At 71.1% G+C, this 19,826-nt stretch carries 13 protein-coding genes and 1 pseudogene; 7 read left to right on the plus strand and 7 right to left on the minus strand.

Translation table 11 applies throughout. The features are described from left to right. Positions 1-71: 71 nt before the first annotated feature. Complete coding sequence (locus OKJ99_RS22160; RefSeq protein ID WP_326018957.1) at positions 72-1,124, minus strand: alcohol dehydrogenase catalytic domain-containing protein; 1,053 nt, start codon at positions 1,122-1,124, stop codon at positions 72-74. A gap of 188 nt (positions 1,125-1,312) precedes the next feature. Here OKJ99_RS22160 and icmF point away from each other — a divergent pair, with 188 nt between their 5' ends. The 7 genes and pseudogenes from icmF to OKJ99_RS22190 all read left to right on the plus strand — a co-directional run bounded on the left by icmF (position 1,313) and on the right by OKJ99_RS22190 (position 10,123). Further along, entirely contained in the window at positions 1,313-4,561 is a 3,249-nt protein-coding gene (gene icmF, locus OKJ99_RS22165; RefSeq protein WP_326018959.1) for a fused isobutyryl-CoA mutase/GTPase IcmF, read from the plus strand. A 72-nt stretch (positions 4,562-4,633) separates the two neighbouring features. Beyond that, positions 4,634-5,101: pseudogene (locus OKJ99_RS43780) on the plus strand (AMP-binding protein); the annotation flags it as partial. Then, positions 5,040-6,311, plus strand: coding sequence for an AMP-binding protein (locus OKJ99_RS22170; RefSeq protein ID WP_326019068.1), 1,272 nt, complete (start codon positions 5,040-5,042; stop codon positions 6,309-6,311). The pseudogene OKJ99_RS43780 and the gene OKJ99_RS22170, both read left to right, overlap by 62 nt. A gap of 25 nt (positions 6,312-6,336) precedes the next feature. After that, positions 6,337-7,209 carry a 3-hydroxybutyryl-CoA dehydrogenase gene (locus OKJ99_RS22175; protein WP_407700743.1) on the plus strand — a complete coding sequence of 291 codons (873 nt, stop codon included), beginning with the start codon at positions 6,337-6,339 and terminating at the stop codon, positions 7,207-7,209. A 350-nt stretch (positions 7,210-7,559) separates the two neighbouring features. Then, positions 7,560-8,333 carry a flavin reductase family protein gene (locus OKJ99_RS22180; RefSeq protein WP_326018961.1) on the plus strand — a complete coding sequence of 258 codons (774 nt, stop codon included), beginning with the start codon at positions 7,560-7,562 and terminating at the stop codon, positions 8,331-8,333. 127 nt (positions 8,334-8,460) lie between these two features. Further along, on the plus strand, positions 8,461-8,898 hold the full coding sequence (locus tag OKJ99_RS22185; RefSeq protein WP_326018963.1) for a nuclear transport factor 2 family protein: 438 nt from the start codon (positions 8,461-8,463) through the stop codon (positions 8,896-8,898). 61 nt (positions 8,899-8,959) lie between these two features. Further along, positions 8,960-10,123, plus strand: coding sequence for an LLM class flavin-dependent oxidoreductase (locus OKJ99_RS22190; RefSeq protein ID WP_326018964.1), 1,164 nt, complete (start codon positions 8,960-8,962; stop codon positions 10,121-10,123). Between the two features lie 113 nt (positions 10,124-10,236). On the opposite strand, the gene OKJ99_RS22195 is transcribed toward OKJ99_RS22190, so the two are convergent. The 6 genes from OKJ99_RS22195 to OKJ99_RS22220 are packed head-to-tail and all read right to left on the minus strand — an operon-like array spanning position 10,237 to position 19,818. Further along, the gene (locus OKJ99_RS22195; protein WP_326018965.1) at positions 10,237-11,790 is read right to left on the minus strand and encodes a GMC family oxidoreductase; all 1,554 of its coding nucleotides are present in this window, start codon (positions 11,788-11,790) and stop codon (positions 10,237-10,239) included. A gap of 28 nt (positions 11,791-11,818) precedes the next feature. Next, entirely contained in the window at positions 11,819-13,798 is a 1,980-nt protein-coding gene (locus tag OKJ99_RS22200) for an oxidoreductase (RefSeq protein WP_326018966.1), read from the minus strand. A 19-nt stretch (positions 13,799-13,817) separates the two neighbouring features. Continuing rightward, a complete protein-coding gene (locus OKJ99_RS22205; RefSeq protein ID WP_326018967.1) occupies positions 13,818-14,954 on the minus strand; it encodes an acyl-CoA dehydrogenase family protein in 1,137 nt (378 codons plus the stop codon). A gap of 44 nt (positions 14,955-14,998) precedes the next feature. Then, complete coding sequence (locus tag OKJ99_RS22210; protein WP_326018969.1) at positions 14,999-16,339, minus strand: FAD-dependent oxidoreductase; 1,341 nt, start codon at positions 16,337-16,339, stop codon at positions 14,999-15,001. A 39-nt stretch (positions 16,340-16,378) separates the two neighbouring features. Beyond that, on the minus strand, positions 16,379-18,880 hold the full coding sequence (locus OKJ99_RS22215) for an ATP-binding cassette domain-containing protein (RefSeq protein WP_326018971.1): 2,502 nt from the start codon (positions 18,878-18,880) through the stop codon (positions 16,379-16,381). 11 nt (positions 18,881-18,891) lie between these two features. After that, on the minus strand, positions 18,892-19,818 hold the full coding sequence (locus tag OKJ99_RS22220) for a branched-chain amino acid ABC transporter permease (RefSeq protein WP_326018972.1): 927 nt from the start codon (positions 19,816-19,818) through the stop codon (positions 18,892-18,894). Between the last annotated feature and the right edge of the window lie 8 nt (positions 19,819-19,826).

A 19,826-nucleotide genomic window follows, 5' to 3' on the forward strand; every position in this document is an offset into this window, starting at 1 on the left:
TGGATTCGGTTCGACGCCGCTCCGGGCCGACCCCCGCTACCGCCCTGGGTCGCCCCCGCCACCGCTCCGGGTCAACTCCCGTTACGCACAGGGATGTCGACGAGCACCTTGGTCCGCCGCGCGTCGCGCACGTCGTGCAGCCCCGCGACGGCGTCCGCGAGGGGGATGTGCTCCAGCCAGCCGTCGACCGGGAAGCGGCCGCCGGCCATGTGGTCCAAGACCCGCTCGAAGACGCCGTCGGGGTACGCCTCGGAGCCGAGCAGCGCGAGTTCGGCCAGACGCACGACGGAGGCGTCGATGGCGACCGGGCCCGAGTACAGGGCGACCATCACGACCGGCGCCCGGGCGGCAAGCGAGCGGATGGCGGTGTTCAGCGCGTCGGGCCGGCCCGCGCACTCGACGGCGGCGTCGACACCGCGGCCGCCGGTGTGCCGCATGACCTCGTCGACCACGTCGACCGCGCCCGGATCGAGCACGCGGGCGCCGTGCCGCTCGGCCGCGGCCCGGCGGGACGGCGAGGGTTCCACCACGAGCACGTCGTCGACCCCGTTCGCCTGTAGCGCGAACAACGCCCCCATGCCGACCGCCCCCGCGCCCGTCACCAGGGCGCTGCCGCCGCGCACACCGGCGCGCTCCACCGCGTTCAGGGCCACGGCCATCGGCTCGGCCAGCGCGCCCTGTTCCAGCGAGACCCCGTCGGGCAGCCGGTGCACGGACCCGGTCGGCACGACCACGTACTCGGCGAGTCCGCCGCCGGGCGAGGTCACCCCGATCGCGGCGAGCTTCGCGCACAGGTGATCGAGACCCTCAGTACACCGAGAGCAGACCCCGCAGGTGCGTATCGGCCGGACGCAGACCCGGTCGCCGGGCGCGGCCCGGTCGACGCCCTCGCCGCGGGCGACCACGGTTCCGGCGAACTCGTGGCCCAGCGTCTGCGGCAGGGTGGCCCCGGTCAGCGGGTTGGGCTCGTGGGTGGCACGAGGCGCCTCGAAGTACTCGTGCACGTCGGTTCCGCAGATCCCCGCGTGCGCCACGCGGATCTTCACCTCGCCGGGGCCCGGCTCGGGTTCGGGCATCTCCTCGATCCGCAGATCCTTGGCTCCGTACAGCCTGGCGGCCAGCATCGTTCCTCCTGGGATTCGTCCCCGTGCGACACGTACGACCCCTTGAGACTGACACCGAACTGAACTGACTTCAATATTTTCCTTGAGACTTGCACCTACTTCGGTTCAGTATGGGAAGCGTCCGCCCATCCGTATCCGCCCACCCGTATCCGCCCCTGCCGACGCGTGAGGGGAAGTCTGGAGTGCCCATGTCCGCAGGCGACGCGGCGGCGCGGCCGTACCGCGCACAGCATCCCGTCCGCTTCGTGACCGCATCGAGCCTCTTCGACGGCCATGACGCGTCGATCAACATCATGCGGCGCATCCTTCAGGCCCAGGGCGCGGAGGTGATCCACCTCGGGCACAACCGCTCGGTCGGCGAGGTGGTGGACGCCGCGTTGGAGGAGGACGTCCAGGGCGTGGCCGTCAGCTCCTACCAGGGCGGTCACATCGAGTACTTCGAGTACTTGATGGAGCTGCTGCGGGAGCGCGGCGCCGGGCACGTGCGGGTGTTCGGCGGCGGCGGGGGCGTGATCGTGCCGCAGGAGGTCGAGCGGCTCGCGCGGGCCGGGGTGCGCATCTTCTCGCCGGAGGACGGACAGCGCCTCGGCCTCGTCGGGATGATCCGGTCGATGATCGAGGCGTGCGACACCGCCCCCTGGGAGGAGTCGCCGGCCGAGCTCGACCGCGTGCTCGCCGGTGAACGCCCCGCCCTTGCACGGGTGTTGTCCGGCGCCGCCGCCCAGGCCGTGCCGCCCGCGGACCTGCGGGCACTGGAGAAGGCGGCCGCGGCCCGCCAGGTGCCGGTGCTCGGCATCACGGGCACGGGCGGTTCCGGCAAGTCCTCGCTCACCGACGAGCTCGTGCGCAGGTTCCGCACCGACCAGGGCGACACGCTGCGGGTGGCCGTGCTCGCCGTGGACCCGACGCGGCGGCGCGGCGGCGGCGCACTGCTCGGCGACCGCATCCGGATGAACTCCCTGGACGGCGACCGGGTCTTCTTCCGCTCGCTGGCCACCCGCGGCAGGGGCGAACTCCCCGACGGGCTCGGCGAGTCGATCACCGCGTGCCGGGCGGCCGGCTACGACCTGGTCGTCGTCGAGACACCCGGCATCGGCCAGGGTGACGCGGCGATCGTGCCCTTCGCGGACGTGTCGCTGTACGTGATGACGCCCGAGTTCGGCGCCGCCTCGCAGCTCGAGAAGATCGACATGCTGGATTTCGCGGATGTCGTCGCCATCAACAAGTTCGAGCGGCGCGGCGCCTCGGACGCCCTGCGCGACGTGGGACGCCAACTGGTGCGCAACCGGGAGGCGTTCGGGTCGCGTCCGGACGACATGCCGGTGTTCGGCACCAGCGCGGCGACCTTCCACGACGACGGTGTCACCGCGCTCTACCAGCATCTGCGCACCCTGCTCGCCGAGCGCGGCCTGCCGGTCGGCGCCGGGGCGTTGCCGGAGGTGTCCGTACGTCACTCCAGCGGCGCGGCGCAGATCGTGCCGCCGCAGCGCTCGCGCTATCTGGCCGACATCGCGGAGACGGTGCGCACGTATCACGCGCGCACCCTCGACCAGGCCGATATCGCACGCCGCGTCCAGCAACTGACGTCGGTACGCAATGAGTTGGCGGACGAGCAGTCGTCCACGGACGGTGTCGACCGGCTGCTCGGCACGGCACACGAACGGCTCGACGAGGCCTCCCGCCGCGCGCTGGAACAGTGGCCGGCGACCGTACAGGCTTACTCCGGCGACGAGTTGGTGGTCTCGGTACGCGACCGGGAGCTGCGCACTACGCTGGTGCGCGAGTCGCTGTCGGGCACGCCGGTCCCCCGTGTCGCACTGCCGCGGTACGCCGACCACGGGGAGCTGCTGCGCTTTCTGCGGGCGGAGAACCTGCCAGGCTCCTTCCCGTTCACGGCGGGGGTGTTCCCCTTCAAGCGGGAGGGCGAGGACCCGGCGCGGATGTTCGCCGGGGAGGGCGATCCGTTCCGCACCAACCGCCGCTTCAAGCTGCTGTCCGAGGGCTCCGAGGCGACGCGCCTGTCCACGGCCTTCGACTCCGTCACCCTCTACGGACGCGACCCCGACCGGCGCCCCGACATCTACGGCAAGGTGGGTACCTCCGGTGTGTCGGTGGCGACGCTGGAGGACATGAAGGCGCTGTACGAAGGGTTCGACCTCGTCGCGCCGACCACCTCCGTCTCCATGACGATCAACGGTCCCGCGCCGACGATCCTCGCGTTCTACCTGAACACGGCCGTCGACCAGCAGCTCGACGCGTACGCCGCCGAGCACGGCCACGCACCCGACGCCGAGCGGGAGCGGGAGATCCGGTCACAGGTGCTGAGCACTGTGCGCGGCACCGTGCAGGCCGACATCCTCAAGGAGGACCAGGGACAGAACACCTGCCTGTTCTCCACGGAGTTCAGCCTGCGCATGATGGCCGACATCCAGGAGTGGTTCATCGAGCAGGACATCCGCAACTTCTACTCGGTGTCCATCTCCGGCTACCACATCGCCGAGGCCGGGGCGAACCCCATCAGCCAGCTCGCGTTCACGCTCGCCAACGGGTTCACCTACGTCGAGTCGTACCTGGCCCGCGGCATGCACATCGACGACTTCGCGCCGAACCTGTCGTTCTTCTTCTCCAACGGCATGGACCCGGAGTACTCGGTGCTCGGCCGGGTGGCCCGGCGCGTCTGGGCGGTGGCGATGCGGGACCGCTACAGGGCGAACGAGCGCAGCCAGAAGCTCAAGTACCACGTGCAGACCTCGGGCCGCTCCCTGCACGCCCAGGAGATGGACTTCAACGACATCCGCACCACCCTCCAGGCACTCATCGCGCTCTACGACAACTGCAACAGCCTGCACACCAACGCCTACGACGAAGCGGTGACCACCCCGACCGAGGACTCCGTGCGGCGGGCGCTCGCCATCCAGCTGATCATCAACCGCGAGTGGGGCCTCGCGATGAACGAGAACCCGCTGCAGGGCTCGTACATCATCGACGAACTCACCGACCTCCTGGAGGAGGCGGTCCTCACCGAGTTCGAGCGGATCAGCGAGCGCGGCGGTGTGCTGGGCGCGATGGAGACGGGCTATCAACGGGGCCGTATCCAGGACGAGTCGATGCTGTACGAGGAACGCAAGCACGACGGCACGCTGCCGCTCATCGGCGTCAACACCTTCCTCAAGCCGCACACCGAGGACACGGCCCCGGCCACGGTCGAGCTGGCCCGCGCCACCGAGGGGGAGAAGGAGTCCCAGCTCGACCGGGTGCGGGAATTCCAGACCCGGCACGCCCAGGACGCGGAGGTCGCCCTGGACCGTCTGAAGCGCGCCGCGACCAGCGGCGAGAACGCCTTCGCCGTTCTGATGGACGCCGCGCGTGTCTGCTCGCTTCAGCAGATCACGGAGGCGTTCTTCGAGGTGGGCGGCGCGTATCGGCGCAATGTCTGAGACCCGTGTGTGAACCGGCCGCTGGCACATTCCCGGACGACCGACCAGAGACAACCGACCCAGGAGGCACCCATGCGGCCGACGCGTCTGCCCACGGCCGAACGCGCCGCCCAGTACCGCGCCCGCGGGGACTGGCGGGACCGCCCGGTGGCCGGGTATCTGCGCCGGGCGGCAGCCCTGTGGCCGGACGCGCTCGCCGTCGTCGACGGTGACCGGCGTCTGACGTTCGCCGAGGTCGACCTGCAGGTGACGGCGCTGGCCGCCGCCCTGCACGCCCGCGGCATCGGCCAGGACGACGTCGTGTCGTTCCAACTGCCCAACCGGGCCGAGGCCGTGGTGCTCTTCCAGGCGATCATGAAGGTGGGCGCCGTCGCCCATCCGATCGTGCCCATCTACCGGGGTCACGAGCTCCGCTTCATCCTGCGCCAGGCGCGGACGAAGGTCGTGTTCGTGCCGGGCCGATACCGGGGCTTCGACTATCCGGACCTCTACCGGCGACTGCGCGACGACCTTCCCGAACTGCGGGACGTGGTGGTCGTCGACGGCGACGCCGGGCGACGGTACGTCGTCATCCTGGGAGGCGTTCCTCGGCTCGGCGGGTCCCGATCCCGAGGCGACGGTGGACGCGCTGCCCGCGCCGGATCCCGACCAGGTCTGCCTCCTGCTCTACACCTCCGGCACGACCGCCGACCCCAAAGGTGTGCTGCACAGCCACAACACCCTGGTCTTCGAGAACTTCTCGATGATCGACCAGTTCGCGCTCAACGAGCGGGACGTGATCTTCACCCCCTCCCCGGTCACCCACATCACGGGGGTCAACTGCGCCCTCGTACTGCCCTTTCTGCTCGGTGCCCCGGTGGTCCTCCAGGACGTGTGGGACCCGGCGGTCGCACTGCGCCGGATCAACGGGAACGGGGCGAGTTTCGCGATCTTCTCGACGCCGTTCCTGATGGGCCTGCTCGCCGCCGCCGAGGCCGCTGACGTGACGGCGCCGACGCTCAGATACCTCGTCTGCGGCGTCGCGGCGATACCCGACGACCTCACGCGCCGGGCCGCGGACCGCCTCGGTGTGGTGACCCGCATGTACGGGGCGACCGAAGGCCCCTCGGTGACCGCGGCCGACCGGTGGAACCCTGCCGGGATCCGCACCCGCACCGACGGCACGCCCCTCGCCCCGACCGAGGTCGTGGTCTCGGACGATGCGGGCGCGACGGCGCCGCAGGGCGTCCTCGGCGAGGTACTCTGGCGCGGACCCGACACCTGCCTCGGTTATCTCGACGAGCGGCTGAACGAGGCCGCGTTCACCCGGGACGGCTGGTTCCGCAGCGGCGACCTGGCCCGGTTCGACGAACACGGTGCCCTCCACATCGAGGGCCGCATCAAGGACATCGTCAACCGCTCGGGCGAGAAGATCAGCGTCCACGAGGTGGAGAACCTCCTCGGAGACCATCCCGCCGTCACCGAGGTCGCCGTCGTCGCCGGACCCGACGCGCGCACGGGCGAGCGGGCCTGCGCGTTCGTGGTGACCGGCGGGGAGGCGGAACTCACCCTTGAGGACATCGGCGCGCACCTGGCCGCCCGTGAGGTGGCCACGCAGAAGATCCCCGAGAGCCTCTTCCTCGTCGATGCCCTGCCGTACACAGCCAGCGGCAAGATCAAGAAGTTTGCGCTCCGGGAGTGGCTGCGGGACCGCGGCAAGGACACGCGGGCCGCCGCGGCCATGACCGTTCTCTCCGCCCACGAACGCTGAACTCCCCACTTCAAAAAGGAACTTCATGCCTGACATCCCTACCCTCTCCCGCCTCGGCGTCGTCGGCTGCGGCCTCATGGGCTCCGGCATCGCCGAGGTCGCCGCACTGCGCGGCATCGACGTCACGGTCGCCGAGTCGACGCCCGAGCTCGCCGCCGCGGGCCGGGCCCGCCTCGTCGCATCCCTGGACCGCGGACTGCGGCGCGGCAAACTCACCGAGGCCGAGCGCGATCAGGCCCTGGCCCGGCTGGCCTTCACCCACGACCTGGGCGACCTGGCCGACCGGCAGGTCGCCATCGAGGCCGTCGCCGAGAACCGGGAGATCAAGCTCGACCTCTTCCGGCAACTGGACAAGGTTCTCGCCGACCCCGAGGCCGTCCTCGCCACCAACACCTCATCGATCCCCGTCGTCGACCTCGCCGTGGCCACCGGCCGCGCCTCCCGCGTCGTCGGCCTGCACTTCTTCAACCCCGTACCGGTACAGAAGCTCGTCGAGGTCATTCCCGCCCTGACCACCAGCGCGGACACGGTGGCGCGCGCCCGCGCGTTCGCCACCGAACTACTCGGCAAGGAGGCCATTCAGGCGCCCGACCGTTCGGGGTTCGTGGTCAATGCCCTGCTGGTGCCGTATCTGCTCGCCGCGGTCCGCATGGTGGAGGCCGGCGCGGCCCGCCCCGAGGACATCGACCGCGGCATGGAGCTGGGCTGCGCCCATCCGATGGGTCCGCTGCGGCTGCTCGACCTGATCGGCCTGGACACGGCACAGGCGGTGGCCGAGTCGATGTACGAGGAGTTCAAGGAACCCTTGTACGCCGCTCCCCCACTGCTCCAGCGGATGGTGGCGGCCGGGCATCTGGGGCGAAAGAGCGGGCGCGGATTCTACGTGTACGACAGCTGAGCGCACGGATACGAGGAAGCGGCGGGCCCCACAAGCTGAACCAAATTTGTTTCACTTCTGGCAAAGGACCGGTCTCCATACTCGGATGACGTCAATACGCCTGTAGGTGTGCGGGTTGACTTTGGTCGTTCCTGTTGACTGGATGCGGGACAGACCCTTAAATCAACCTGACTTTGGTTCGGTTAGCTCTGTCGGGGCTCGCGGAGTCTCCGGGCAGCCGATCGCGAGCCACCGGACGACCTTCGATCAGGAGGGAACCATCCATGTACGTCCAAGTTGACCTCCGTTCATCAGCCGCCTCCTCGGCCCTACGAGAGGCAGGCGACTTCGGGTCCCTCAAAGTCGTCGTAGTGAGCGATGACGGCGGCAACGAAGGCTTGGCGCAGGCGCTGGCGCTGACAGGCCTGGGGAAGGTCGGTGCTGACGGGCATGCCTACCTGGAGGTCGAAGCCCTGCGACAGCTCAGCGGCGAACACGCCGCGGACCCCGAGTGGCAGGCCGGCTTCGACGCGATGATCGGCTACGCCCGAGCCGGAGGATGGCTGGCAGCCGGCCCGTCGCTGCGCGCCCACTGCGAGACGCGGCAGGACGATGCGATGACACGGTCGTCCGGGGCGGCCCGTCAGACGGTATCTCCCGATGATTTCCGGTACGTCATCGGGCACTTCGCAAGCGGCATCACCGTCGTCTCCACGCGCCATGGCGGAAGGCCCTGCGGCACGACCGTCAGCGCGGTCAGCTCACTGTCGCTGGCGCCCCCGATGCTCGTGATCTGCATGAATCAGCAGTCCGTGACCGCGCAGGCGGTCAGTGCCTCGCGCACGTTCGCCGTGAACATCCTCAGCGAGGACCAGTCCGCCATGGCCGAGCGGTTCGCCGGCAAGGGCGGCGACAAGTTCGCCGACGTGCCCTTCTCCGGGCGCCCTGACGGGCCACCGTTGTTGGACGGCTCCCTCGCCACCCTCGAGTGCCGGGTGGTGCAGCAGGTGAGCGGCGGGAGTCATACGGTCTTCCTCGCGGAGGTCGTCCGGGCGCGCGTTGGCGGGGGTTCGCCGCTCGCCTACTTCCGCGGCCGAATGGGACGGCTGGACGACGAACTCGTGGACCGTGCGTCCAGGCCATAGTCCTGCCCTGCTCGGCGCACGGGCATGAAGGCCATGGTGCAAGGAGCCCGGCACCGCGCCGCATCCGAGTCGCCGCCCCGCACCAGGCACCCCAGACACCGGAACAGAGCCAGTGAGAGGGAGTCTTGTGGAACAACACGCGCTGCGACAGGCGAACATGGCGATCGCCGAGCGGTATCTCCAGGCGATCAACGACTGGGACTTCGACGTCAAACGGGAACTGCTCGCCCCCGACGTAATCTTCGAGATGCGATGGGCGCCGCCGGGATTCCCACGCCGTATCGACGGCGTCGAGGCCGTCATGGAGTTCCTCGCTCCCCTGCCTGAGGCCATCGTCACCGAGGGCCTCCACGACATCCGCCTCGAGACGCTGCACTCCGACGCCGGTCAGGTTGTCGCCTTCTACAAGAGCGACATGAAGATGGTGCGGCCGGTCGAGTACAAGAACGACTACATCACCTGCTTCACCATCCGGGACGGCAGGATCGTCCGCTTCTGTGAGTACTTCGACCCGATCCCGCTGGTCGTCGCCTTCGGCGGCAGTGTGGTGCCTCCGTCGCCCTGACGCGCGCGCTGCCGCCCGTACCCCTTCCCGTGAACACCCGCCACCGAGAGGCTCATCGCATATGTCCGCATCGCACTACCCGACGAACTTCGGCGTCTTCATGGCCCCCTTCCACAAGATAGGCGTCAGCCCGACCGTCCTGTTCGAGCGGGACCTCGCCATCATCGAGATGGCCGACCGGCTCGGCTTCCAGGAGGCGTGGCTGGGCGAGCACCACTCCGGAGGCCATGAGCCGATCGGGTCCCCGGAACTGATGCTGGCGGCGGCCTCGCGCACCACGCGAACCATCAAGCTCGGCACCGCCGTGAACTCGCTGCCCTACCACAACCCGTTCCTGCTCGCCGAGCGGCTGGTGATGCTCGACCACCTCACCCACGGACGCGCGATGATGGGCTTCGGACCGGGACAGCTGATCTCGGACGCCTACATGCTCGGCATCGACCCTGCCACCCAGCGCGACCGGATGCTCGAGGCCGCCGACGTCATCATGCGGCTCCTACGCGGCGAGACCGTCACGGAGAAGACCGAGTGGTACGACCTGCGCGAGGCCAAGCTGCAGCTACGTCCCTACACCGTCCCCGAACTCGACGTGGTCGTCGCCGCCGTCACCTCGCCGTCCGGTCCGGTGACGGCGGGCAGGCTCGGCATCGGCATGATCAACCTCTCCGCGAGCTCACCGGTGGCCTTCGAGGCCCTCCGCACCCACTGGGGCGTCGCGGAGCGGGAGGCCGCGGACCACGGTCGCACGATCGACCGCAGGAACTGGCGCCTCTCCGCCATCACCCACATCGCCGAGACCGAGGAGCAGGCGCGCCAGGACTGTGCCTACGGCTTCGAGGAGATCTGGAACTACCTCGCGCACATCTCGCCGCTGCCGGCCTCCACGAAACCGGACGTCGAGGGCATGATCGACGAGGCGATCGAGTCGGGGTCGGTACTCATCGGGACGCCCGACACAGCCATCGAACTCATCCGGAAGCTGGCGGACCAGACCGGTGGCTTCGGCAGCTTCGTGACGACGCTGACCGACTTCACCGCCTTCGACAAGCAGAAGCGCGCGCTCGAACTCTGGGCCGAGTACGTCATCCCGGAGTTCCGGGGCCAGTTGCAGCCCATCCGCGAGCACAACTCCTGGGTACGGAACGGCGAGTGGAAGGAGCAGACCATGGCCGCCATCAGCGCCGCCTCCGAGAAGTACGCTCAGCGGACGACCGCCGCCCCCTGATCCCACCGCAACCAGGGGTGGCCGTGCCCTGGCCGACGCCTGAGCGCGTACGACACGGCCGACCGCCTGAGATCGGCGGTCGGCCGTGTCGTGGGCCCGCGTTCCGTCAACGGTCAGGCGTTTCGCCGCAGTTCGTCCGCGCAACGCTCCGCCATCACCATCACGGTCGTGTTGGTCGGTTCGGCCGGGATGTCCGGCATGATCGAGGCGTCGATGACGTAGAGGCCGTCGACGCCGTGCACCTTGCCGCGCTGGTCGACGACCGCGGTGGGGGTGTCGGCGCCGCCCATGGCGCAGGTGCCGACGGCGTGGCAGCAGGTGTTCTTGCCCTCGTGGACGGCGCGGGCCAGGTCGGCGTCGGTGGTCGCTTCGGGGCCCGGCCAGGTCTCGGCCTTCACGAACGGGCGCAACGGAGCCGCTTCCATGACCTTCCGCATCTCGCGGATGCCGGAGATCATGCGGCGCAGGTCGTCGGGGTGATCGAACAGGCCGAGGTGGATGCGCGGGGCGGTGTCCGGGTCCCGTGAGGTGATCTCCATGCTGCCGAGCGAGTACGGGCGGTAGAGGACGAAGGGGATGAGGAGTTCACCGGGTTCCATCGTGAGCGTCACCGCGTGCAGGTCGACCTCGCGGCCCTGCCCCGCACCGCCCGCGGGGAGGGTGAGCACGGTCTGCAGCGGCGGCGTGATCGCGCCGACGGCCTCCTCGTCGACCGCGTACGTCAGGTACACCATGGAGTGGTCGCGCAGGTTCCGGCCGACTCCTTCCAGGGCCCTCACCACCGGTATGGACAGTTCGTCGAGGACGCGCCGCGGGCCGATGCCCGAGCGCATCAGGATCGCCGGGCTGCCCAGCGAACCCGCCGCCAGCACGATCACGTCGCCTTCGATGCGGGTGCCGTCGGCGAGGAGCACCGCGCGGGCCGTGGTGCCGTCGGCGGCGAACTCGACGCGGTCCACGGTGCGTTCGCCGAGGACGGTGAGGTTGGCGCGGCCGCGGGCGGCGGCGAGGTAGCTGACGGCCGTGCTCTGGCGGACACCGTCGCGCCGGTTGAGGGGCAGCGGTCCTGCGCCGAGCCGCTCGGCGCCGTTCATGTCCTGGTGGACGGGGTGGCCGGCCTGCGCGCACGCCTCCAGGAACGCGGACCCGATCGGCAGCAGCCCGTCGTCTTCGGTGAAGCGTGTGATGTGCACCGGGCCGCCGGTGCCGTGCAGATGATCGTTGTCGGCGGCTCCGGCCGGGTCGTCCTCGAACTTCCTCAGATACGGCAGGACCTGGTCCCAGGACCACTCGTCGTTGCCGAGTCCGGTCCAGCGGGCGAAGTCCTCGGGGGTGGGCCGCAGGGCGTTGGCGCCGTTGACGGCCGAGGAGCCGCCGATGACCTTGCCGCGCAGCACGGGGACGACGCCCCGCTCGACGAGCCCGAACAGCGGGCTGCCGTCGGCCCGTTCGACCTCGTCGGTCGAGGCGTAGCCCCAGTCGTGCGTGGGCACGCCGATCCGGTCGGCGTCGAGCAGCTCCGGTGCGGCCTTCGCCATCTCCTGCGTCGTCGGATAGTCGGGCCCGGCCTCGACGAGGACGACGGTGTTCGCCGGGTCCTCACTGAGCCGGGCGGCCAGCACACAGCCTGCGGAGCCTCCACCGACGATCACTGTGCGACGTGTCATTGCCTTCTCCTTAGGTAATGCCTTCGCCTCAGGTGAGGGAGGGGAACGTGCCGTCGGTCCGCGCCACCTCCCTTGCCGCCGCGCGTCCCTCCGCGACGGCGTGCGCGATGCGGCGGGGTACGACGCAGTCGCCGACCGCGCGGACGGTCTGCCCTTCGGCGGGTACGTGGTCGAAGGGGCGCGGGCGGCGTTCACCGACGGTCACGAGGACGTCGGCACCGAGGCTGGACGACTGGCCGTCGAGAACGCCGCGCAACCACACCTCACGGTCGCCGGTCGTCGACGTCACGGTCGTCATCGGGAGGACCCGCAGGCGCGCACCGGCGAGCCGGTTCATCAACTGGGTGCGGTTCTCCGGCGAGAGGCCGGTCGCGAATCCGGTGCCGGGGGTGACGAAGGTGACCTCTCTCGCCCCGGCGGCCAGCGCGCACTCGACCGCGCTGATCCCCTGCCACCAGCCGAATCCGTCGTCGAGGACCGCGACCCTGCGGGCGCCTTGGACGACGTCGGCGTACCGGGCGATGAAGTCCGTGCTGGTGAGCGCCGGCGGACTGCCGGGGATGTGCGTCTCGGCCTCTTCGGCGCCCGTGGCGTACACGACCTGGTCGTACGCGGCGAGTTCGGCGGCGGTCGGTGACGTGCCGAGGCGAACCGGGACCCCGAGGTCGGCGAGGCGGCCCTGCTGGAAGTCGACGAGCGCCCGCCAGCCGGTGCGGTGCACGGCGAGTCCGGCCAGCCGGGCCTGGCCGCCCACCTGCGCGGCGCGCTCGAAGACGACCACGTCGTGGCCGGCCCCGGCGAGCCCCATCGCGCACTCCATGCCGGCGGGGCCCGCCCCGACGACCGCGACGGATTCGTGCCTCGGTCCGCGCCGGGTGAGCAGCCGGGTGAGCAGCAGCGGGACGGCGGGACGGGCGGCGGCGCCTGGCGGGCCGAGTTCGGGGTTGACCGAGCAGGAACCGGTGGGTTCGAAGGTGCGGCAGCCCTCGTTGCAGCCCGTGCAGGGGCGGATGGCCCTCTCGTCACCGGTGACCATCTTGCGGGCGACGTCGGGGTCGGCGATGAACGGCCGTGTCATGCCGACGAGATCGGCCCCCGCCTCCAGTGCCCGCCCGATGTCGGCGGCCGACCGGAACCCCTGGCTGATCAGCAGGGGAACGTCGACCGCGGTACGCAGCCGGGCCACGGATTCGAGGAGCGGCGGGCGGGTGGTGGCCATGCCGGGGACGTAGGTGTTGCGGACCCCGGTGGTGACATTGGCGTACGTGAAGGGGGCGGCGGCGCCGAGGCGTGGCAACAGCTCGACGAGGTCTTCGAGGCCGAGCCCGGAGTTCTCTCCCGGTTCCACCGACACCCTTACGCCCAGAGGGAGTTCACCGATCTCGGTGCGGATCGCCTCGATGATCTGGGCCAGCAGGGCGATCCGGTCGCCGTACTCGTCGGTGCGGGTGTTGGTGACCCGGGACAGGAACTGGGCGAGCAAGTAGCCGTGCCCCGCGTGGAGTTCGACGCCGTGGAAGCCGGCCTGCACGCTGTTGGCCGCCGAGATCCGGAACGCGTCGGCCACATGGCGTACTTCTTCGGTGGTCAGCCCGTGGGGCGCGCTCGCCTCGCGGGGCGAGCGGACGCCGGCCGCGGAGACGGGCGCGTAGTACGTGCCCGCGCCCAGGGTCTCCCGGCCGAGGTGGACGAGCTGGGCGATGGCGACGGCGCCGTTGTCGGTGATGGCCTCGGCGCGGCGGCGCACGGCGTCCTTGATGTCTGGGCGCCAGGCCTCCGTCAAGTACCGCTGTGGCAGGGTCGATTCGGGGGCCACGGCGGTGCCACCGGTGACGACCATGCCCGCGCCGCCCTGCGCGAGGCGCCGCCAGTAGGCCTCGTCCGCGTCGGTGGGGGCGCCGTCGGCGACGGCCGCCGTGGCGTGCGCGGTGGCGACGAGGCGGTTGCGGAGGGTGTGCCCGCCGAGGGTGAACGGTGCGGCGAGGGTGGGTGTGTCGTGTCCGGTCATGTGGTCCTCTCCTGTCGGCTCAGGCCGCGGATCGCTGGTCGAGGCCGACGAGCGCGGCGAGCCGGGCCCGGTGCTGCTCCGCCGTGCCGAACAGCACCTCGGCGCTGCGCGCGCGGCGTACGTAGAGATGCGCCGGGTGCTCCCAGGTGAAGCCGATCCCGCCGTGCAGTTGCACGTACTCGGCCGTGGCCAGGCGGAAGGTCTCGGAGCAGACCGCGGCGGCGGCGCTCGCGGCCACTGGGAGCTGGGGCGAGCCGAGGGCCACGCAGGCGGTCGCGTACGTGGCCGCCGAGCGCGCCGCTTCGAGAGCGACGAGCACGTCGGCAAGGCGGTGCTTGACGGCCTGGAACGAGCCGATGGCACGCCCGAACTGGTGGCGCTGCGCGACGAATTCGGCGGTGGCGTCCAGTGCGTGGCCGCTGCCGCCGACCTGCTCGGCGGCGAGTCCGGCCCGCCCCGCGTCGAGCGCCACCGCCGTGTTCCCCGACTCCCCCACGGGCGTGGCGGGCGCGCCGTGGAACTCCACGCGTGCCTGCCGTCGCGTCTCGTCGAGCACGCGGTGCGGGGTGCGCACGCAGGTGTCGGGCGCCGGTTCGCAGGCGAACACCCGTGGGCCGTCCGGGGTTTGGGCCCTCACGAGGATCAAGTTCGCCCCGGCGCCGTCGAGCACGAAGTCCGCCGCGCCGCGCAGCACCGTTCCGGAACCGGTGGGCTCGGCGCTGATGGCGGGCGCCGCGTCGCCTTGGAAGCCCGCCACGGTCGCGGTGAGGGTGCCGTCCGCGATCCGCGGCAGGTAGCGCTCGCAGGCCTGCCGGTCCCCGGCGTCGAGCAGGGCCTGCGCGGCGAGAACCACCGTCGGCAGCAGCGGCGCGCAGTACAGGGCGCGTCCCGACTCCTCCAGGGCCACGGCGAGTTCGGCGAAAGTGAAGCCCGATCCGCCGTACTCCTCGGGAATGGCGAGACCGTGCACACCGATCTCCCCCGCGAGCCGCCCCCAGACGGCCTCGTCGTACCCGCGTGGCGTGGCCAGGTGCTTGCGGACGTCCTCCGGACCGCTCGCTTCGGCGAAGAAGTCCCGCAGGACGGCGCGCAGTTGCCGCTGTTCCTCGGTCTCGGACAGCAGCTGGGGGTCGATCTCGGGGTGACGGAGGTGCATGGGGTCTCCTACGTGCTCGGGTGTGCGGGTGACCGACGGCCGGGTCACGCGTGGTGTGTCTTGTCGGCAGCGGTCTCGGCCGCCGTCAGCCCGAAGACGAGGGCCGACGCGAGGCCGCCCGCGTACGCGCGGTGCCACAGGCCTCCGGTGTCCGACCCGGCCGCGAGGAGCCCGGGGACGGGGCGGCCGTCCTCGTCCAGGACGCGGGCCCCGTCGTCGATCCGTACGCCGTGGAAGGGGAAGGTGATGGCCGGGACCGTCTCGATGACGTAGTAGGGCGGTTCGTCGAGCGGCAGGTGGTCCAGTTCCCGGCCGGGGGCCAACTCGCGGCCCTGTGCGGACTGCTGGTTGAACAGGGCGACGGCGTCGCGGACGACGCGTGCGTCGTAGCCCCACTCCTCGGGCAGGTACGCCAGTTCGTCGAGGTCCTCGGCGAGGCCCACGCGGCCGCCCCGCTTGCTCGCCAGGGCGAACTTGTCGACGGCGACGGCTCCTTCGACGTACGAGCCGACGATCCAGTCGCGGAACACCCGGGTGTCGGCGATCAACAGGCCGCGCCCTTCCGGCTGTTCCAGCAGTTCCATGGCGGTGAGGTGGTCGCCTCGTGTCTCGTCGACGAACCTCTCGCCGCGCAGGTTCAGCAGCAGGGCGTGTTCGCTGTAGTAGAGGGACATGTCCACGAAGTCGGCGCCGTCGGCGAAGGGGATGCCGCTGGGGATGAGGTGCCCGTAGAAGCCGGCGTCGTCGCCTCCGGTGGCGGCGCCCGCGCGCGTGGCCAGCCGGTAACCGGTGCCGGTGCTGTGCGGGTTGGAGCGGAGCTGCATCCGGTCGGCCAGGGGATGCACGTGTGCGGTGCGCAGGGCGGGGTCGCCCTGGAATCCGCCGGTCGCGAGGAGGGTGGTGCGGGCCCGGATCCGCCTGCGTGTGCCGTCGGCCGCCCGCACGTCGGCTCCCGCCACGGCACCGTTCTCGACCACCAGTTGTTCGGTGGCGGTCTCCAGGAGTACCTCGCCGCCGGCGTCGAGGACGAGGCGGCGGCAGGTGTCGACGTAGTGGTTGGTGTCGAACTGGTGGCCGCGGCCGAAGCTGAGGATGCGCTGCGCGTCCTTGGCCTCCACTCCGAGGGAGCGGATCCAGGAGATGCCGTCGGCGAAGCGGTTCACCAGGGCCCGCTTGAGCGCGGTGTCTCCGTGCGGATTGTGGGCGTCCATGGTGGCGTGGTCCGGGGCCGTCCACGCGTAGCCGGCGAAGCGTGCCGAGCCGCCGACGTCCGTGCCGGTCTCCGTGACCACCACGGTCAGTCCGTCCCGGACGGCGCGGGCGCCTGCGGTGAGACCCGCCATGCCCGCGCCGATGATCAGCAGGTCGACGGCTTCGGTGGTCATGCGGCTCTCCTGAGTTCAGGGGGTGGGTACGAGCTGAGGTCAGCTCTGCGGGACGGGGACGGAGGCACCGTCCTGTCCGTCGAAGTAGGCCTGTTCGGCCCGGGCGAGGAACGCCGGGTCCGCGGGCTCGCCCCGGACGGCGATGCCGCCCTCGTGCAGGACGAGCACCTCGTGGCAGGCGGACGCGGCGCGACCCAGTGACTGTTCGAGGAGGACGACCGTCAGTCCCTCGTGGGCGAGGCGGCCGAGGCGCGCGTACACCTCGTCGACCATCGCCGGGGACAGACCGAGCGCCGGTTCGTCGACGATCAGCAGGTCGGGCCCGGCCATCAGGGCGCGGGCGACCGCCAGGATCTGCTGCTCGCCGCCGGAGAGACCGGCCGCGGGCATCCCCATCCGCTCGCGCAGCCTCGGCGGCAGCCACTCGGCGGTCTCCGTGAGCCGCGTCCGCAGTTCCGCCCCCTTGATCCCGGCGGCGTACGCGGCGACCTCCAGGTTCTCCCGCAGCGAGAGCGTCTTGAACAGGGCGCGCCCCTCGGGCACCAGCGCCGAGCGCAGGTCGTCGGCCACCGTGCGCCCGCCGAGGGTGGGCGGGAGTGTGCCGTGCAGGATCCGGCCCAGGGTGCTCTTGCCCGCGCCATTGGCGCCGACGACGCCGATCACGCTGCCCTGGGGGATCGTGAGGTCGACGCCGTGCAGGGCGGTGACCCCGCCGTAGCTGTGGCCCACGCCGTCGAGTCGTACCGCGGCGCGTTCGGTGCCGTCGCGGGGCGGGAGTTCCTCCCGGTCGCCGCCCTCGCCCAGGTACGAGGAGCGCACCCGGGGGTCGCCCAGGATCTTGCCGGGCTCGCCCTCGCCGATCGGCCGTCCGAAGTCGAAGGCGACCACGCGGTGGGCGACGGCGAACAGGTCGTCGAGGACGTGGTCGATGATGACGACCGCGGTGCCGCGCTCCTGCTGGCGCACGATCTGCCGTGCCAGGAGGGTGCGTTCGGTAGCGTCGAGACCGCCGAACGGCTCGTCCAGGATGAGCAGTTCGGGCTCTTCGGCGAGCGCTCTGGCCAGGTCGAGGCGTTTGTGCAGACCGAACGGCAGCTCGTCCGGGTGGCGGTCGGCGACGTGCGCGAGGCCGACGCGTTCGAGGAGTTCGGTGGCGGCGGCGCGGTGCTCCGCGGTGATACGTCGCCGGGTGCAGAGCACGTTCTCCAGGACCGTCAGTTCGGGGAAGGTCTCGGCGTGCTGGAAGGTGCGGCCGATGCCGATCCGTCGGCGGGCGGTGGCGCGGCTCTTCAGCAGGGGCTTGCCGCGATAGCTGGCGCCGCCCGCCACCCGTCCGCCGCCGACGAGTCCCGACAGGGCGTTCAACAGTGTTGTCTTTCCCGCCCCGTTGGGGCCGATGATCGCGACGGTCTCGCCGGCCCGTACGGACAGGGACGCGCCTTCGAGTGCCTTGAGTCCGCCGAAGGTGACGGCCACGTCGTCGAGGCGCAGGAGTTCGGGGGCGGTGGCCGCGGGTGCGGGTACCGCCTCGGGCGGGTCCACGGCCGGTTCCACCGGGTTCGCCGCCGACCGGCCGGGCCGTCGCAGGAGTCGGCGTACGAGGCGTCCGGCGGCGAGCACGACGCCGCCCGGCAGGAACAGCAGCGCCGCGATCAGCACGACGCCCTGCAGGATCGGCTGCGGCACGCCCGCGCTCTCGGCGGCCGTCGGCGCCCACGTCAGATACAGGCCGCCGACGACCGCGCCCAGCAAGGTGCCCGCTCCGCCGAGGACGACCGAGGCGATCAGTGAGATCGCCAGCGTCAGGGAGAACGGGTCGGGGCTCACGAAACCGACGACCAGGGCCAGCAGGACGCCCGCCAGCGCGGCGAACGCGGCGCTGACCGCGAAGGCGAGCGCCGACTGGGCCTCGGGCGCGATGCCGATCGAACGCGCCGCCATCGGATGGGACTTGGCCGCGACGAGCCGCATCCGCAGGGCGCCGGGCCGGGCCAGCGCACCCACCCCGAGCGCGACGCCGGCCACGCCCACGGCGATGTACTGCGCCTGGGTGCCCGCGCTGGCCAACGTGCCGAGGCCCAGGGCGCTGTGCAGCTTCGTCATCGGGATGCCCTGGTCACCGCCGGTCACCTCGGTCCACTGCCCCATCACCTCCAGCGACACCATGGTGAACGCGAGGGTGAGCAGGGCCACGTACAGCATGGAGAACCGGGCGCCCGCGCTGCCCAGGAACGCCCCGAGGGCGGCGCCGCAGCCGACCGCGCCGAGCACCACGGCCTCCACCGACCAGCCGTGGCCGCTGCCGTACGCGGCGAAGTAGGCGCCCAGCGCGAAGAACGCGGGATGGGCGATCGACCAGATTCCTGACCAGCCGGCGAGCAGCCCGACCGAGAGGGCGAGGACGGTGTAGACGGCCGCGAGCCCCACGGAGTAGGCCTGATAGGGCGGAATGGCCCCGGAGTTCAGTACGGCGATCAGTACGACCGCGGCGAGCGGGCCGAGCGCCGCTCTGGCGAGGGTGGAACGACTGATGGCGGACATGGTGCGCTCCCTCAGACCCGCTGGAACGTGCGCACGCCGAACAACCCCTGCGGGCGGATCAGCAGCACGAGGATGGTGAACGTGAACACGAAGGTGTCCCGGTAGCCGGCCGAGACGTAGCTCGCGGCCAGGTTGTCGAGCACGCCGACCGTCAGGCCACCGATGACGGCTCCGTACATGCTGGTCAGGCCGCCGAGGAAGATCCCGGCGAAGGCCCGGAACAGCGGCGCGCTGAGCACGGTCGGGATCAGCCCGGCCCGCGGCGCGTACAGGACGGCGGCGATGACGGCCAGGCCGAGGCCGAGCGCCCAGGCGATCCGCGCGATGCGCTGCGAGCCGAGACCGAGGATCTGCGCGGTCTCGGACGACTCGGCGACGGCGCGCATGGCGGAGCCGATGGTGGTGCGTCCGAAGAGGAACGCCACCAGGGCCATCGCCACGGCCGCCACCGCGAGGGTCAGCAGACTCTGCGCGGGGATCGCCGAGCCTCCGATGGCGACGGAGCCCTCCACCAGGCTCGGGAAGGCCCGCGGCTGGTCGTCCCAGATCGAGCTGATGACGCTCTCCGCGATGAGCGACAGGCCCATCGTCATGACGAGCGCCGAGAGCAACTCGCCCTGCGCCAACGGCCTGATCACGGTCTCCCGGGCGGCCAGACCCACCGACGCGGTCACCACGATCGCGGCCGCGGCGGCGAGCACCAGGGGCACGCCCTGGTCGTGGAGCGCCAACGCCGCGTAGAGACCGATGGTCGCCAGGCTCGCGAGCGCGAAATTGACCACATCCGTCGCCCGATAAATGATCACGAGCCCCAGACCCATCAGTCCGTACACCGCGCCGCTGGCGAGACCACTCACCAGGACGAGCGGAAGCTGATCCACGTCGACCGTCTCCTCGCGCCAGGGCGCCACCGAGGCGCTCCACAAAACTGAACTCAATTCATGCA

Origin of the sequence: Streptomyces endophyticus, from assembly GCF_035798155.1 — a bacterium.
In the GTDB taxonomy this organism is placed as follows: Bacteria; Actinomycetota; Actinomycetes; order Streptomycetales; family Streptomycetaceae; genus Streptomyces; species Streptomyces endophyticus.

Excerpts from the sequence above, each read along its gene's own strand:
- OKJ99_RS22160 (WP_326018957.1), bottom strand. The coding sequence starts at position 1,124 with ATGCTGGCCGCCAGGCTGTACGGAGCCAAGGATCTGCGGATCGAGGAG.
- icmF (WP_326018959.1), top strand. The coding sequence starts at position 1,313 with ATGTCCGCAGGCGACGCGGCGGCGCGGCCGTACCGCGCACAGCATCCC.
- OKJ99_RS22175 (WP_407700743.1), top strand. The coding sequence starts at position 6,337 with ATGCCTGACATCCCTACCCTCTCCCGCCTCGGCGTCGTCGGCTGCGGC.
- OKJ99_RS22190 (WP_326018964.1), top strand. The coding sequence starts at position 8,960 with ATGTCCGCATCGCACTACCCGACGAACTTCGGCGTCTTCATGGCCCCC.
- OKJ99_RS22195 (WP_326018965.1), bottom strand. The coding sequence starts at position 11,790 with ATGACACGTCGCACAGTGATCGTCGGTGGAGGCTCCGCAGGCTGTGTG.
- OKJ99_RS22200 (WP_326018966.1), bottom strand. The coding sequence starts at position 13,798 with ATGACCGGACACGACACACCCACCCTCGCCGCACCGTTCACCCTCGGC.
- OKJ99_RS22205 (WP_326018967.1), bottom strand. The coding sequence starts at position 14,954 with ATGCACCTCCGTCACCCCGAGATCGACCCCCAGCTGCTGTCCGAGACC.
- OKJ99_RS22210 (WP_326018969.1), bottom strand. The coding sequence starts at position 16,339 with ATGACCACCGAAGCCGTCGACCTGCTGATCATCGGCGCGGGCATGGCG.
- OKJ99_RS22215 (WP_326018971.1), bottom strand. The coding sequence starts at position 18,880 with ATGTCCGCCATCAGTCGTTCCACCCTCGCCAGAGCGGCGCTCGGCCCG.